This window comes from Cupriavidus sp. 05T313, from assembly GCF_056396665.1.
The window spans coordinates 38,440-52,618 of the sequence record NZ_JBFTLX010000016.1 but is presented as its reverse complement, the minus strand read 5'-3'; the positions used below and the strand labels follow the sequence as shown (position 1 = coordinate 52,618).

The 14,179-nt window shown below is 65.4% G+C and carries 16 protein-coding genes; 15 read left to right on the top strand and 1 reads right to left on the bottom strand.

Features of this window, described 5'->3' with window-relative positions; all coding sequences use genetic code 11:
* Positions 1–4: 4 nt before the first annotated feature.
* A complete protein-coding gene (locus tag AC1DKD_RS06330; RefSeq protein ID WP_441628857.1) occupies positions 5–568 on the bottom strand; it encodes a GNAT family N-acetyltransferase in 564 nt (187 codons plus the stop codon).
* Positions 569–884: 316 nt separating this feature from the next.
* On the opposite strand from AC1DKD_RS06330, the gene AC1DKD_RS06325 reads away from it, so the two are divergent.
* The 15 genes from AC1DKD_RS06325 to hisB all read left to right on the top strand — a co-directional run bounded on the left by AC1DKD_RS06325 (position 885) and on the right by hisB (position 14,073).
* Positions 885–2,072, top strand: a complete 1,188-nt coding sequence (locus AC1DKD_RS06325) for a Bug family tripartite tricarboxylate transporter substrate binding protein (RefSeq protein ID WP_441628859.1) — start codon at positions 885–887, stop codon at positions 2,070–2,072.
* Between the two features lie 142 nt (positions 2,073–2,214).
* Positions 2,215–3,036 (top strand): ABC transporter ATP-binding protein, encoded by an 822-nt coding sequence (locus tag AC1DKD_RS06320; RefSeq protein WP_441628861.1) that lies wholly within the window; start codon positions 2,215–2,217, stop codon positions 3,034–3,036.
* The gene (gene mlaE, locus AC1DKD_RS06315) at positions 3,033–3,809 is read left to right on the top strand and encodes a lipid asymmetry maintenance ABC transporter permease subunit MlaE (protein WP_045238796.1); all 777 of its coding nucleotides are present in this window, start codon (positions 3,033–3,035) and stop codon (positions 3,807–3,809) included. Before AC1DKD_RS06320 ends, mlaE begins: the two co-directional genes overlap by 4 nt.
* A 48-nt stretch (positions 3,810–3,857) precedes the next feature.
* Positions 3,858–4,385, top strand: coding sequence for an outer membrane lipid asymmetry maintenance protein MlaD (gene mlaD, locus AC1DKD_RS06310; RefSeq protein WP_045238797.1), 528 nt, complete (start codon positions 3,858–3,860; stop codon positions 4,383–4,385).
* The gene (locus tag AC1DKD_RS06305) at positions 4,382–5,206 is read left to right on the top strand and encodes an MlaA family lipoprotein (protein ID WP_441628864.1); all 825 of its coding nucleotides are present in this window, start codon (positions 4,382–4,384) and stop codon (positions 5,204–5,206) included. The genes mlaD and AC1DKD_RS06305 overlap by 4 nt, the downstream gene beginning before the upstream one ends.
* A 201-nt stretch (positions 5,207–5,407) precedes the next feature.
* Positions 5,408–6,031, top strand: a complete 624-nt coding sequence (locus AC1DKD_RS06300) for an MlaC/ttg2D family ABC transporter substrate-binding protein (RefSeq protein WP_035870800.1) — start codon at positions 5,408–5,410, stop codon at positions 6,029–6,031.
* Positions 6,032–6,154: 123 nt separating this feature from the next.
* Positions 6,155–6,463, top strand: coding sequence for an STAS domain-containing protein (locus AC1DKD_RS06295; RefSeq protein WP_441628866.1), 309 nt, complete (start codon positions 6,155–6,157; stop codon positions 6,461–6,463).
* A gap of 245 nt (positions 6,464–6,708) precedes the next feature.
* Positions 6,709–7,659 (top strand): ABC transporter ATP-binding protein, encoded by a 951-nt coding sequence (locus AC1DKD_RS06290; RefSeq protein ID WP_441628868.1) that lies wholly within the window; start codon positions 6,709–6,711, stop codon positions 7,657–7,659.
* A 56-nt stretch (positions 7,660–7,715) separates the two neighbouring features.
* Positions 7,716–8,486, top strand: a complete 771-nt coding sequence (locus AC1DKD_RS06285) for an ABC transporter permease (protein WP_152561906.1) — start codon at positions 7,716–7,718, stop codon at positions 8,484–8,486.
* A gap of 72 nt (positions 8,487–8,558) precedes the next feature.
* On the top strand, positions 8,559–8,813 hold the full coding sequence (locus AC1DKD_RS06280; RefSeq protein WP_045238801.1) for a BolA family protein: 255 nt from the start codon (positions 8,559–8,561) through the stop codon (positions 8,811–8,813).
* 169 nt (positions 8,814–8,982) lie between these two features.
* The gene (murA, locus tag AC1DKD_RS06275) at positions 8,983–10,233 is read left to right on the top strand and encodes a UDP-N-acetylglucosamine 1-carboxyvinyltransferase (protein WP_477143101.1); all 1,251 of its coding nucleotides are present in this window, start codon (positions 8,983–8,985) and stop codon (positions 10,231–10,233) included.
* A gap of 28 nt (positions 10,234–10,261) precedes the next feature.
* Positions 10,262–10,924 (top strand): ATP phosphoribosyltransferase, encoded by a 663-nt coding sequence (gene hisG, locus AC1DKD_RS06270; protein ID WP_035870681.1) that lies wholly within the window; start codon positions 10,262–10,264, stop codon positions 10,922–10,924.
* Between the two features lie 32 nt (positions 10,925–10,956).
* The gene (gene hisD, locus AC1DKD_RS06265; RefSeq protein WP_441628871.1) at positions 10,957–12,294 is read left to right on the top strand and encodes a histidinol dehydrogenase; all 1,338 of its coding nucleotides are present in this window, start codon (positions 10,957–10,959) and stop codon (positions 12,292–12,294) included.
* A gap of 80 nt (positions 12,295–12,374) precedes the next feature.
* A complete protein-coding gene (hisC, locus tag AC1DKD_RS06260) occupies positions 12,375–13,475 on the top strand; it encodes a histidinol-phosphate transaminase (protein WP_441628873.1) in 1,101 nt (366 codons plus the stop codon).
* A 4-nt stretch (positions 13,476–13,479) separates the two neighbouring features.
* A complete protein-coding gene (gene hisB / locus AC1DKD_RS06255) occupies positions 13,480–14,073 on the top strand; it encodes an imidazoleglycerol-phosphate dehydratase HisB (protein ID WP_006159655.1) in 594 nt (197 codons plus the stop codon).
* The last annotated feature ends 106 nt before the right edge of the window (positions 14,074–14,179 follow it).

Genomic DNA, 14,179 nt, shown 5'->3' with positions numbered 1-14,179 from the left:
CCGGTCAGGCCGGCTGCAGGGCGCGGCCCATCAGCACGGCGTCGGCGCCATAGGCCGACAGCTTGGCGTCGAATGCGTCGTCAGCCGAGGCAATTTTTTCGTACCCGAGTCTGCGCCACCACGGTGCTGCCGATTGCACGGCGACCAGCCGCGACGAGCGCAGCCCGGCGTCCAGCGCCGCCGCGCGGGCGGCTACGTAAAGTCCCTGAGCCAGACCCTTGCCCTGGCCGGCAGGCGCCACCGCCATATCGTGCACAAACCAGGTGAGTGCCGCAGCCGGCTCGGCTGGAGCCCGCCCGGACTCATCACTCCACGCCCAGTGAGGTTCCAGGACGCCGTCGAGCGGTGGCAGGCTGTCCTGCGGCCACATATGGGTAAACAGATAAGCTGCCAGCGTCTCGTTCCGTCCGGCGCGCGCCGCCACCCAGCAGGTGGCCGGCGACAGCGTCAGCCGGCTGGCCAGGGCGGCGCCGGATTCGAGCAGCATGCCGCGATAGCACTGGGCCTGGATTTCCAGCACGGCGGGCAGGTCGGTGGGCCGCATGGGCCGGAGAATGCATTCGCTCATGGCCGGCGATTATAGGGGGCGTTGCGTGCCGAAGGCACGGCGATGCCGCACTCGACACGCCGCAAACCGCCGGAGCAGGGTGCTGCCGGACGGCCCGGCCACTCTCGAGGCTGGCCATGCGTCAGTGTGCCGGAGCCGGCCGGGAAGCTGCGGCATGCCCTCCCCACAGGGTTGTCCCGGCTATGGTTAACGTGGTCTGTGCGGCTCTAGGCAATCTTCGTAGAATGACCTGACAATTAAATCAAAGACTGCCTCGCTAACCCCCTTTTCAGCCGATAGAGATGTCACCGGCAATGCCTGTGGCCCGGAGGAATTGATGTCCGAAGTGCGCATTTTTTCGCGGCTTTGGCGAGGTAAGGCGATGTTGCTTCACCCCGCTGCAAAGCCGGCTGGTCAGCAGCCCCACTTGCGTGCCAGGCATCCGCTGTTTGTTTCGCCTGTTTTTTGCTTCCCTTGGCAGGGGATGGCATCGCGCGTCGCGTCCCGGATCCGGGTCTTCGCGCTGCTTTGCCTCGCCGGCCTGGTGGCYGGCACCGGCGGCCCCGTCCAGGCGCGGCCGGCAACCCCACAGGCAACCCCGACTCAAACCGCATTCACCCGCCCCATATCGTTTCCTGTCCGGCCGATCCGCCTGATCGTGCCCTTTCCCGCCGGCGGCGTGCCGGACGCCGTGGCGCGCTTGCTGGCCGAGCGGCTGGCGGTACGCCTCGGCGTGCCGGTCGATGTCGATAACCGGCCCGGCGCGGGCGGCACCACAGCGGGCGACGTGGTGGCCAAGGCGAGTTCCGACGGGCATACCTTGCTGTTCCACCAGGCCACCATGCTGATCCAGCCCGGCCTGGAGCCCGTGCCCTACGACGTGGTGCGCGACTTCACGCCGGTGGCGCGCGTGGCCACCATGCCGCTGTTCCTCGTGATCGATGCGCGTCTGCCGATGCGCACGCCGCAGCAATGGCTGACGGCGGTCAATGCCAACCCCGCCTCCTACAGTTATGGCTCCGGCCAGGCCGGTAGCCCTTCGCACCTCTATGCCCAATACGCCGTGCACGGCGTCCCCAACGGGGTGCCGCTGGTTATAGCCAAGGGCGAGGGAGCCGTGGTGCAAGAGATGCTTGCCGGACGCATCAGCGCCTGTTTTTGCTCGTTTGCATCGGTACAGGCACACGTCAAGAATGGCAACCTGCGCCTGCTTGGCGTGACTGGTGTGGTGCGTTCACAAGTTGCGCCCGCGGTGCCCACCCTGCAGGAATCCGGGCTGGACGGCTACGGGGCGGGAGCCTGGTATGGCGTCATTGCCCCGGCCAAGACGCCGCATGCCATCGTGGCGCGGATCGCCAGCGAACTGGACGCGGTGATGGGCGAACGCGAAGTCCGGGATCGCTTGCTGGCGGCCGGCCTGACGCCGTTGCGGGACTCGCCCGAAGCGTTCGCCACAGCGATTCGCTCGGAGTCGATCCAGTGGCAGGTGATTCTTCGGCAGGCGGGCGGGCCAACCGAACCCTAGGTGGCGCCTGGTCTGGCGCCGGCACACGTCAAATGTGATGAAACAATTATTTGCGATCCATCGATGTGGATTGCGGCACACTGGCGCGGGCGCCGCTAGGTAGTAGCCCTTATAATGGCGGACCGCCTAACACGGTGCCAACGTGACCGATTCCGCCTCAAACCTCGTCGAGCTCCAGTCTGTCGATTTTGCCTACACGGCGAATGGCAAGCCTATCCTGTCGGGCCTTAGCATGCGCTTCCCGCGCGGCAAGGTGGTGGCCGTCATGGGCGGCTCGGGCTGCGGCAAAACCACCGTGATGCGCCTGATCGGCGGTCAGGTCCGCCCGCAGAAGGGACAAGTGCTCTTCAACGGCGCCAATATTCCCGCCCTGGACCGCCATGACCTCTATGCCGTGCGGCGCCAGATGGGCATGCTGTTCCAGTTTGGCGCCTTGTTCACCGATCTCTCCGTGTTCGACAACGTTGCCTTCCCGTTGCGCGAACATACGGACTTGCCGGAGTCGATGATCCGCGACCTGGTGCTGATGAAGCTCAACGCCGTCGGCCTGCGCGGCGCGCGCGAACTGATGCCCTCGGAGATCTCCGGCGGCATGGCGCGCCGGGTTGCACTGGCGCGCGCGATCGCGCTCGATCCCGCCCTGTTGATGTATGACGAGCCCTTCGCGGGACTCGACCCGATCTCGCTGGGCCTGACCGCGCGCCTGATCCGCAGCCTGAATGACGCGCTTGGCGCCACCACCATCATCGTGTCGCACGACGTCAACGAGACCTTCCTGATCGCCGACTACGTCTATTTCATCGCCAACGGCCGCATTGCCGCCGAAGGCGAGCCCGAGGCCCTGCGCGCTTCGTCGGATCCCTTCGTGCACCAGTTCGTCCACGCCGAGCCCGACGGGCCAGTGCCCTTCCACTATCCGGGCCCGTCGCTGGCCGAGGACTTCGCGAGCGGGGCGGGGCGATGATAGGGTTCTTCACAAGCATCGGCTCTGCCGTGCGGCAGTCGGTCATCGGCCTCGGTCATGCCACCCGCATGTTCTTCACAGTGCTGGCGATGTCGCCGGCGCTGCTGCGACGCTTCCGGCTGGTAAGCGACCAGATTTTCTTCGTCGGCAACCTGTCGCTGGTGATCATCGCGGTATCGGGGTTATTTGTCGGCTTCGTGCTGGGATTGCAGGGTTATTACACATTAAATCGCTATGGTTCCGAGCAGGCACTCGGCCTGCTCGTGGCCCTGTCGCTGGTGCGCGAACTGGGTCCGGTGGTGACGGCGCTGTTGTTCGCCGGCCGCGCCGGTACCTCGCTCACGGCCGAAATCGGCCTGATGAAGGCCGGCGAACAGCTCACGGCCATGGAAATGATGGCGGTCAATCCGCTGCAGCGCGTGATCGCGCCGCGCTTCTGGGCTGGCGTGGTGGCGATGCCGGTCCTGGCGGCGATTTTCAGTGCCGTCGGTATCCTCGGCGGCTATGTGGTCGGCGTGCAGATGATCGGCGTGGATGCGGGCGCGTTCTGGTCGCAGATGCAGAACGGGGTTGACGTTCGGAATGACGTGCTGAACGGCGTCATAAAGAGCTTCATTTTTGGCGTCGCGGTGACGTTTATAGCGCTGTACCAGGGCTATCAGGCCAAGCCCACGCCGGAAGGTGTGTCGCGCGCCACCACGCGTACCGTCGTGATTGCCTCGCTGGCCGTGCTGGCGCTGGATTTCCTGCTGACTGCGCTGATGTTCAGCTGACCTGCCGGTGCGGTCGTCGGAGCCGGAGTACTTGAAGAAGAGACGCAGATGAAAAGAAATACACTCGATTTCTGGGTTGGGCTGTTTGTTGTGGCGGGTTTCGTGGCACTGCTGTTCCTGGCGCTGAAGGCCGGCAACATGAGCTCGCTGTCGTTCCAGGAGACCTACTCGGTGCAGGCGCGCTTCGACAATATTGGCGGCCTGAAGCCGCGCGCCCCGGTGAAGAGCGCCGGCGTGGTGGTGGGGCGGGTGGCCGACATCCGCTTCGACGACAAGACCTACCAGGCGACCGTGACGGTCAACCTGGAAAAGCGCTACCAGTTCCCCAAGGACACTTCGGCCAAAATCCTGACCTCCGGCTTGCTGGGCGAGCAATACCTGGGTCTTGAGGCGGGTGGCGATTCCGCCATGCTGGCCGAGGGTTCGCGCATCACAATGACGCAATCGGCCGTGGTGCTGGAAAACCTGATCGGGCAGTTCTTGTATAACAAGGCCGCCGACGCCGGTGCCGGCGGCAACAACGCTGGCGGGGGTGCCGCGGGCGCCGCCAGCGGTGCGGCAGGGGGGCTGAAATGAATGGCAACCGAGCCGCCGCGCGCTGGTGCGCGGGGCGAAATTGGTTGCTGGCAGTGTTGGCAGCGGGTTTGATGGCAGGTTGCGCGAGCGGCCCGACCGCCAACCCGAAAGATCCCCTCGAACCCTTCAACCGGGAAGTCTTCAAGATCAACGACGACTTCGACAAGGGCGTGTTGCGCCCGGTCGCCGAGTTGTACACTGACTTCATTCCGTCGCCGATCCGTACCGGGATAGACAACGCTTTCTCCAACGTCAGCGACGTCTACTCGGCTGTCAACAACCTGCTGCAGGGCAAGCCCGCCCGCGCCGTGGAAGACACCATGCGCGTGGCCATGAACAGTGTGCTGGGTATCGGCGGCCTGATTGACATCGCTACCCCTGCCGGGCTGCCCAAATACAAGGAAGACTTCGGGCAGACGCTGGGCGTATGGGGCGTGCCGGCCGGACCTTACCTGGTGCTGCCGCTTTTCGGGCCGAGTTCGGTGCGCGATACCGCAGGCATGCTGGTGGACCGCCAGATCGATCCGTCGGCGTACCTCGATCCCGTCTGGCTTCGCAACTCGCTGTTCGGGGTGCGTGTCGTCAACACCCGGGCCTCGCTGCTCGGCGCCTCCGGCCTGATCGAGATGGCGGCGCTCGACAAATATGCGTTCCTGCGCGACGCCTACCTGCAGCGCCGCGAGTACCAGATCTATGATGGCAACCCGCCGGAGAGCGACGACACCGCGCCGGCAAGCGAGCCGTCCGACACCAGGCAGGAAAACCAGACGCTGCCCACGCCACCGGTGCAGATGCCGGGCGGCATTCGCTTTGGCCGTTGAGTATGTCTGGCCGCGCGCGTGTCATGGCTGTGAGCGGTGCAACAAATTATGTAAATGTGGCGTCGGAGTTCCTGGCGCTGCGAACTCCCCCGGCTCGCCCGAACTCCAACTCGGCGCGTGACCATTACCGGCCTTGATGCCGGGACACGCAAGGTTGCCGTAGCCCGGTGACCGGTGCGTTCGATTGATAAGGACAAAATGATGCTGAAGCGACTCTTGCTGCCTTTTCTTACCGTGGTTGCCTTTGCCGGTGCCGCCCATGCCCAAACGCAGGATGCCAGCACGCCCGATGGCCTGGTCAAGGCCGTGGTCGGCGACGTGATGGCCTCCGTCAAGGCGGACAAGGACATGCAGGCCGGGAATATCACCAAGATCTCCGCGCTGGTGGAGCAGAAGATCCTCCCCAACGCGAACTTCCAGAAGACCACGCAGATCGCCATGGGCCGTAACTGGTCCAAGGCTACGCCGGAGCAGCAAAAGCAGATTGCCGACGAGTTCAAGACGCTGCTGATCCGTACCTACTCCGGCGCCATCGCGCAGATTCGCGACCAGACCGTGCAGTTCCGCCCGTACCGCGGCAGCCCGGAGGATACCGACGCCACCATCCGCACCCAGGTCATCAACAAGGGGGAGCCGATCCAGCTGGACTACCGCCTGGAAAAGACACCGCAAGGCTGGAAGGTCTATGACATCAATGTGCTGGGTGCCTGGCTGACCGAGGCCTACAAGGGCAGCTTCAACACGATCGTGGGCCAGCAGGGCGTGGACGGCGTGATCAAGACACTGCAAGACCGCAACCGCCAGCTCGCCAACGCCAAGAACTGACCGGCAGGCCCGCGCGTCGCGCCGCCTCCGGCGCAGCGTGACTGGCCGAACTGATCTACAATGAGCGCTCCCGCACCCGCGGGAGTGCTTTTTTCCAGACCCGCATCCCCGGACCGCTGCCAGATGCTCTCGCTCGACACCTCGCTGACCAACCGCAACGCCGCCGCCGTGCTGCGTGACGGCCTGGCACGCCTGGCCCAGGGTGAAGCCCGGGTTGACTGCAGCGGCCTGGTCCAGGTCGATTCGGCAGCTGTCGCCGTGCTGCTGGCCTGGCAGCGTGACGCCGCCAGCCGCGGCAAGTCGCTCGAAATTATTGGCGTACCGGCACAAGTCATCGAGCTGGCCGCCCTGTATGGCGTCGAATCCCTGCTGCAACTGGTACCCCAGGCGGGTGCCCAGGGCAAGCAAGGCACCCTTTCCCACCGACATTGAACCGGCATCCGTGGCAAGCTGCTGACCTGCGCTTGCTACAGCGATGCCCGGGCGATGGCTCGCGCCACGCCTCGCGCTCAAAGCGGGACTACTCCCGTATCCCCTATAATTCCGGGTTGTTCGACCGTTCCGGCATATAAGGCACGGACAAGACACGGTCGAAGCACCCAGGCGGTCCCCGCCATTTCAAGGAGGCCGGCGTGCGAGGCTGAAAAGCCGACGCGCCTGCCAAACAGTATCCGGCCATGAAAGCCATCGAACTCAAAGACGTTCGCAAGCGCTACCGCAACCTGCAAGCGCTGAAGGGTGTCAGCTTCACCGTCGAGCGCGGCGAATTCTTCGGCCTGCTCGGCCCCAACGGTGCAGGCAAGACCACGCTGATCTCCATCCTGGCGGGCCTGAACCGTGCCGATTCCGGCAGCGTCAGCGTGCTCGGCCACGACGTGGTGTCCGATTACCGCCTGGCGCGGCGCATGCTGGGCGTGGTCCCGCAGGAGCTGGTCTTCGATCCCTTCTTCACCGTGCGCGAGACGCTGCGCCTGCAGTCCGGCTATTTCGGATTGACCCGCAACGACGACTGGATCGACGAGATCATGGCCAACCTGGATCTCACCAACAAGGCCGACGCCAATATGCGCCAGCTTTCCGGCGGCATGAAGCGGCGCGTGCTGGTGGCCCAGGCCCTGGTGCACCGGCCGCCGGTCATCGTGCTCGACGAGCCGACCGCCGGGGTCGACGTGGAACTGCGCCAGACCCTGTGGAAGTTCATCTCGCGGCTGAATCGCGAGGGCCATACCATCATTCTCACCACGCACTACCTGGAAGAAGCCGAGGCGTTGTGCGATCGCATCGCCATGCTCAAGTTCGGCGAGGTGGTGGCGCTGGACCGCACCAGCAACCTGCTGAGCCAATTCGCAGGGCTGCAGCTGGCGCTGACGTTCTCCAGGGGCGCGCTGCCCGCCGCGCTTGAACCGCTGCGCATGCCCGCCAACCCCGGCGAGCGCGCGGTTCGGCTGCGGCTGTCGGGTTATCCGGCGGTGGAGCCGATCCTGGCCGCCTGCCGCGAGGCCGGTTGCGAGATCGAAGACATGGAAATCAACAAGGCCGACCTGGAGGACGTGTTCGTGCAGATCATGCGGCGCGAAGGCCACATGCCGGGCGCGCTGCCGGATACGGCGGTGGAGGCCGCAGCATGAAGATGCCAACCGAATTCGACGGCACCCAAGACGCCATCAACACGCACCTCGCACCGATGGCGGTGGGTGGCCTGGTGGGCTTCCGCACCCTTCTTTACAAGGAAGTGCTGCGCTTCTGGAAGGTCAGCTTCCAGACCGTGGCGGCGCCGGTGCTGACCGCGATCCTGTATCTGCTGATTTTCGGCCACGTGCTGGAAAACCGCGTGAAGGTGTACGACCAGATCAGCTATACCGCCTTCCTGGTGCCGGGGCTGGTGATGATGAGCGTGCTGCAGAATGCCTTCGCCAATAGCTCGTCGTCGCTGATCCAGTCCAAGATCACCGGCAACCTGGTGTTCATCATGCTGCCGCCGCTGTCGCACTGGGAAATGTTTGGTGCCTACGTGGTGGCTTCCATCGTGCGCGGCCTGGCCGTGGGCCTGGGCGTGCTGCTGGTGACGGCCTGGTTCGCCAACCTGCATTTCGCCAATATCGGCTGGATCCTGCTGTTTGCCTTGCTGGGCGCGGCGATTCTTGGCACGCTGGGGCTGATCGCGGGAATCTGGGCCGAGAAGTTCGACCAGCTCGCGGCCTTCCAGAACTTCCTGATCATGCCGGCGACCTTCCTCTCCGGCGTGTTTTATTCGATCCACTCGTTGCCTCCCTTCTGGCAGGCGGTGTCGCACGCGAACCCGTTCTTCTACATGATCGACGGCTTCCGCTACGGCTTTTTCGGTGTCTCCGACGTGGCGCCGGCCTTCAGTCTCGCGGTAGTAGGTACAGCGTTCGTGGTGCTTGCGGCGATAGCGCTGCAGCTGCTCAAGAGCGGCTACAAGCTGCGCCACTGAGGGGGCGTCTGCCCCGCCGAACCCACAAGCGAACCGACGCGACACACAGAGAAACAAAGCGAAAAGACAATCATGCTGCCTACACCCCAACAAGTCAGGGACTACATCGCCCAAGGCCTCTCCTGCGAACACCTGGAAGTGGAAGGCGACGGCCAGCACTTCTTTGCCACCATCGTCAGCGCCGAATTCGACGGCAAGCGCCTGATCCAGCGGCACCAGCAGGTCTATGCCGCGCTGGGCGACCGCATGCGCGCCGAGATCCACGCGCTGTCGATGAAGACGCTGACGCCGGCCGAGTGGCAGGCGCAGGCGGGCCAGGCCAAGTAAGACGGACCAACAAGCTGGCCGCCCGACAGGCCGGACGTGACAAGCAGGTCGTCCCGCAACGCGGCGGCCTCGGGTACCAGATGCCGCGGTTGTGCGCTTTGAGGCACAGGCGGGGAGCGAAATGAATGACGCCGGACGCCTTTGGGCAGCCGGCCTGAAACGACTGAACATGGACAAACTCGAGATCCAGGGCAATGGCCCGCTGCGAGGCGAGATCCGCGTCTCCGGCGCCAAGAACGCTGCGCTGCCGATCCTGTGCGCAGGGCTGCTTACGGCCGATACCGTTACGCTGGACAATGTGCCCAACCTGCAGGACGTGCGCACCACGCTCAAGCTGCTGCGCCAGATGGGCGTGAAGGCGGAGCAGGACGGCGCGCGCGTCACGCTGAATGGCGCCGACGTGAATTCGCCCGAGGCCCCCTACGAGCTGGTCAAGACCATGCGCGCCTCGATCCTGGTGCTGGGTCCGCTGGTGGCGCGCTTCGGCGAGGCGCGCGTATCGCTGCCCGGCGGCTGCGCCATTGGCGCGCGCCCGGTCGACCAGCACATCAAGGGCTTGCAGGCCATGGGCGCCGAGATCAGCATCGAACACGGCTTTATCCATGCCCGCGCCAGCCGCCTGAAGGGTGCGCGCGTGGTCACCGACATGATCACCGTGACCGGCACCGAGAACCTGCTGATGGCCGCTACCCTGGCCGACGGCGAAACCGTGCTGGAAAACGCCGCGCGCGAGCCGGAAGTGACCGATCTTGCCAACCTGCTGGTCAAGATGGGCGCTCGCATCGAAGGCATCGGCACCGACCGCCTTGTAGTGCAGGGCGTGGAGCGCCTGCACGGCGCGAGCCACGCCGTGATCGCCGACCGCATCGAGGCCGGCACCTTCCTGTGCGCGGCCGCCGCCACGCTTGGCGATGTGGTGCTGCGCGGCGTGCAGCCGGGCATCCTGGACACCGTGCTCGACAAGCTGCGCGAAGCCGGCGCCACCATCGAAACCGGTGACGACTGGATCCGCCTGCAGATGGCCCGGCGCCCGCAGGCGGTGAGCTTCCGCACTTCCGAGTACCCGGCCTTCCCGACCGACATKCAGGCGCAGTTCATGGCGCTGAACAGTGTCGCCAACGGCGTGGCCCGCATTACCGAAACGATTTTCGAAAACCGCTTCATGCACGTGCAGGAGCTCAACCGGCTGGGCGCCGATATCGCGGTCGAAGGCAATACCGCGGTTGTCACCGGCGTGCCCCGGCTGTCCGGCGCCAAGGTGATGGCGACCGATCTGCGCGCCTCCGCCAGCCTGGTGATCGCCGGGCTGGTCGCCGAGGGCGAAACCGTGATCGATCGCATCTATCACCTGGACCGCGGCTACGACCGCATGGAAGACAAGCTGTCGGCCGTGGGCGCCAAGATCCGCCGTATCGCCTGAGCTCGCAAGAAAAGACACAAGGACGCAGATGAGCCCCTCCCCGACCCAGTTGACGCTGGCCCTCTCCAAGGGCCGGATCTTCACCGAAACCATGCCGCTGCTGGAAGCGGCCGGCATCCACGTCACCGAGGATCCGGAAACCTCGCGCAAGCTGATCCTGCCCACCTCCGATCCGGATGTGCGCGTCATCATCGTGCGCGCCTCGGATGTGCCGACCTACGTGCAATATGGCGCGGCCGATTTCGGCGTGGCCGGCAAGGACGTGCTGATGGAGCACGGCATGGCGGGGCTGTATGCGCCGATCGACCTGAATATCGCCAAGTGCCGCATGTCGGTGGCGACCTCGGCCGGTTTCGACTACGCCAGCGCCGTGCGCCAGGGCGCGCGGCTGGCCGTGGCCACCAAATATGTGCAGACCGCGCGCGAGCACTTCGCCAAGAAGGGCGTGCACGTGGACCTGATCAAGCTGTATGGCTCGATGGAACTCGGGCCCCTGGTGGGACTGGCCGACGCCATCGTCGATCTGGTCAGCACCGGCGGGACCTTGCGCGCCAACAACCTGGTCGAAGTGGAAGAGATCGTGCAGATATCGTCGCGCCTGGTAGTCAACCAGGCTGCCCTCAAACTCAAGCGTGAGCGGCTAGCCCCGATTCTCGACGCGTTTGAACGGGCCTCCGCCGCGCTGGTCTGATGCCGCGCGAGCAGGGCCTGGGGAATGGAGTCATGAACGAAAATTCTATGGAAAACCTGGAAATCCGCCGGCTGGATTCGACCGAGCCGCGCTTTGCGGCCGAGCTGCGCGAGGTGCTGGCCTTCGAAGCCGGTGAAGACGAAGCGATCGATCGCGCCGTCGCGCAGATCCTCGCCGATGTAAAGACCCGCGGCGATGCCGCGGTGCTGGAGTACACGCAGCGTTTCGACCGCGTCGATGCCGGCGCCATGAGCGCGCTGGAAGTGTCGCCGGCCAAGCTCGAGGCCGCGCTCGACGAACTCGAGCCCAAACGCCGCGCTGCGCTGGAAACCGCGGCGGCGCGCGTGCGCGCTTACCACGAGAAGCAGAAGATCGAGTGCGGCAGCCATAGCTGGGAGTACACCGAGTCCGACGGCACCGTGCTGGGGCAAAAGGTGACCCCGCTGGACCGCGTGGGCATCTACGTGCCGGGCGGCAAGGCGGCGTATCCGTCGTCCGTGCTGATGAACGCGATTCCCGCGCGCGTGGCRGGCGTCAAGGAAGTCATCATGGTCGTGCCCACGCCGGGCGGCGTGCGTAACGAACTGGTGCTGGCCGCGGCGCAGATCGCCGGCGTGGACCGCGTGTTCACCATCGGTGGCGCGCAGGCGATCGGGGCGCTGGCCTACGGCACCGCCACGCTGCCTCAGGTCGACAAGATCGTCGGCCCGGGCAACGCCTATGTGGCGGCGGCCAAGCGTCGCGTGTTCGGCACCGTCGGCATCGACATGATCGCCGGCCCGTCCGAGATCCTGGTGATCTGCGACGGCACCACCGACCCCGACTGGGTGGCGATGGACCTGTTCTCGCAAGCCGAGCACGACGAACTCGCGCAATCCATCCTGCTGTGCCCGGACTCCAACTACCTGGCCCAGGTGGAGGAAAGCATCCACCGGCAGATCGAGTCCATGCCGCGCCGCGACGTGATCCGTGCCTCGCTGTCCGGGCGCGGGGCGCTGATCCGGGTACGCGATATGGACGAGGCCTGCGAGATCGCCAACGCGATCGCGCCGGAGCACCTGGAGATTTCCGCCGAGAACCCGCGCCACTGGGCCGAGAAGATCCGCCACGCCGGCGCCATCTTCCTGGGCCGCTATACGAGCGAGTCGCTGGGTGACTACTGCGCCGGGCCGAATCACGTGCTGCCCACCTCGCGCACCGCGCGGTTCTCGTCGCCGCTGGGCGTGTACGACTTCCAGAAGCGCTCGAGCCTGATCGAGGTGAGCGAGCAGGGTGCGCAGATGCTTGGCCAGATCGCCGCCGAGCTGGCCTATGGCGAAGGCTTGCAAGCACACGCCCGCAGCGCCGAATACCGCCTCAGGCGCAACTGAGGCAAAAGCGGCCGGCGCCCGGGTTTGTCCGGGCGCCGGCCAGAAACCACCGACCCAAGTCGACCCAAGAGGTAAATCCCATGTCCGTAGTGCAGCCTTCCCTGATCGACCGCATCATCCGTGACGACGTACGCGCCATGGGCGCCTACCATGTGCCGGATTCGCACGGTCTGGTAAAGCTGGACGCGATGGAGAACCCCTACCGCCTGCCCGACGCACTGCGCGACAAGCTGGCCGCGCGGCTGGCCGAGGTAGCGCTCAACCGCTATCCGGTGCCCAGCAGCGAAGCGCTGCGCGCGCGCCTGAAGACGGTGATGGACGTGCCGGCGGGCATGGATGTGCTGCTGGGCAACGGCTCGGACGAGATCATCAGCATGCTGGCGCTGGCGGTGGCCAAGCCGGGCGCCAAGGTGCTGGCACCGGTGCCAGGCTTTGTCATGTACGCCATGTCGGCCCAGTTCGCCGGGCTCGAATTCGTCGGCGTGCCGCTCAACGCGGACTTCACGCTGGACCGCGCCGCCATGCTGGCGGCAATGGCCGAGCACCAGCCCGCCATCGTCTACCTGGCCTACCCGAACAATCCCACCGGCAACCTGTTCGACGCGGCCGATATGGAAGCCATCGTGCGCGCCGCCCAGGGCGAGGTCTGCCAGAGCCTGGTGGTGGTTGACGAAGCCTACCAGCCGTTCGCCCAGGACACCTGGATGCCGCGCCTGGCCGAGTTCGGCAACCTGTTGGTGATGCGCACCGTTTCCAAGCTGGGCCTGGCCGGCATCCGGCTGGGCTACCTGGCCGGCGCGCCGGAGTGGCTGTCGCAGATCGACAAGGTGCGCCCGCCGTACAACGTCAATGTGCTGACCGAGGCCACGGCGCTGTTCGTGCTCGAGCATGTCGATGTGCTCGACCAGCAGGCCGCGCAACTGCGTGCCGAGCGCGCCACCGTGGCCGATGCCCTGGCAGGCTTGCCGGGCGTGACGGTGTACCCAAGCGCAGCCAATTTCCTGCTGGTGCGCGTGGCGGATTCCGCTCGTGTGTTCGAAGGCGTGCTTGCGCGCAAGGTATTGATCAAGAACGTGGGTAAAATGCACCCATTGCTGGCCAACTGTCTGCGCGTCACGGTCAGCACTCCCGAAGAGAACGCGCAATTTCTCGCCGCCTTCCAGGCGGCGTCGCAGGATTAACACCATGCGTGTTGCAGAGGTCACCCGCAATACATCGGAAACGCAGATCCGCGTTTCGTTGAATCTCGATGGCACCGGCCGCCAGAAACTGGCGTCCGGCGTGCCGTTCCTCGACCACATGCTGGATCAGATTGCCCGCCATGGCATGTTCGACCTCGAAGTCGAAGCCAGCGGCGATACCCATATCGATGACCACCACACGGTGGAAGACGTCGGCATCGCGCTCGGCCAGGCGGTCGCCAAGGCCATCGGCGACAAGAAAGGCATCACCCGCTACGGCCATAGCTATGTGCCGCTGGACGAATGCCTGTCGCGCGTGGTGATCGACTTCTCCGGCCGTCCCGGCCTGGAATTCCACGTACCGTTCACCCGCGCTCGGGTGGGCAGCTTCGACGTCGACCTCACCATCGAGTTCTTCCGCGGCTTCGTCAATCATGCCGCGGTGACGCTGCATATCGACAACCTGCGCGGCATCAATGCCCACCACCAGTGCGAAACCGTGTTCAAGGCCTTCGGGCGGGCGTTGCGCATGGCGGTGGAAATGGATCCCCGTGCGGGCAACACGATTCCGTCGACCAAGGGCACCCTCGTCGGCTGAACCTCGCCGACGCGCTACCTCTCACGTGCCGGTGCGTACGTTCTGCTGCGCCGGCGAGAACATCAGATCAACGCGGTACAACGCGGTACTTACGCGACATTAGCGC

Excerpts from the sequence above, each read along its gene's own strand:
- AC1DKD_RS06330 (WP_441628857.1), bottom strand. The coding sequence starts at position 568 with ATGAGCGAATGCATTCTCCGGCCCATGCGGCCCACCGACCTGCCCGCC.
- mlaE (WP_045238796.1), top strand. The coding sequence starts at position 3,033 with ATGATAGGGTTCTTCACAAGCATCGGCTCTGCCGTGCGGCAGTCGGTC.
- mlaD (WP_045238797.1), top strand. The coding sequence starts at position 3,858 with ATGAAAAGAAATACACTCGATTTCTGGGTTGGGCTGTTTGTTGTGGCG.
- AC1DKD_RS06305 (WP_441628864.1), top strand. The coding sequence starts at position 4,382 with ATGAATGGCAACCGAGCCGCCGCGCGCTGGTGCGCGGGGCGAAATTGG.
- AC1DKD_RS06300 (WP_035870800.1), top strand. The coding sequence starts at position 5,408 with ATGCTGAAGCGACTCTTGCTGCCTTTTCTTACCGTGGTTGCCTTTGCC.
- AC1DKD_RS06295 (WP_441628866.1), top strand. The coding sequence starts at position 6,155 with ATGCTCTCGCTCGACACCTCGCTGACCAACCGCAACGCCGCCGCCGTG.
- AC1DKD_RS06290 (WP_441628868.1), top strand. The coding sequence starts at position 6,709 with ATGAAAGCCATCGAACTCAAAGACGTTCGCAAGCGCTACCGCAACCTG.
- AC1DKD_RS06285 (WP_152561906.1), top strand. The coding sequence starts at position 7,716 with ATGGCGGTGGGTGGCCTGGTGGGCTTCCGCACCCTTCTTTACAAGGAA.
- AC1DKD_RS06280 (WP_045238801.1), top strand. The coding sequence starts at position 8,559 with ATGCTGCCTACACCCCAACAAGTCAGGGACTACATCGCCCAAGGCCTC.
- hisG (WP_035870681.1), top strand. The coding sequence starts at position 10,262 with ATGAGCCCCTCCCCGACCCAGTTGACGCTGGCCCTCTCCAAGGGCCGG.
- hisC (WP_441628873.1), top strand. The coding sequence starts at position 12,375 with ATGTCCGTAGTGCAGCCTTCCCTGATCGACCGCATCATCCGTGACGAC.
- hisB (WP_006159655.1), top strand. The coding sequence starts at position 13,480 with ATGCGTGTTGCAGAGGTCACCCGCAATACATCGGAAACGCAGATCCGC.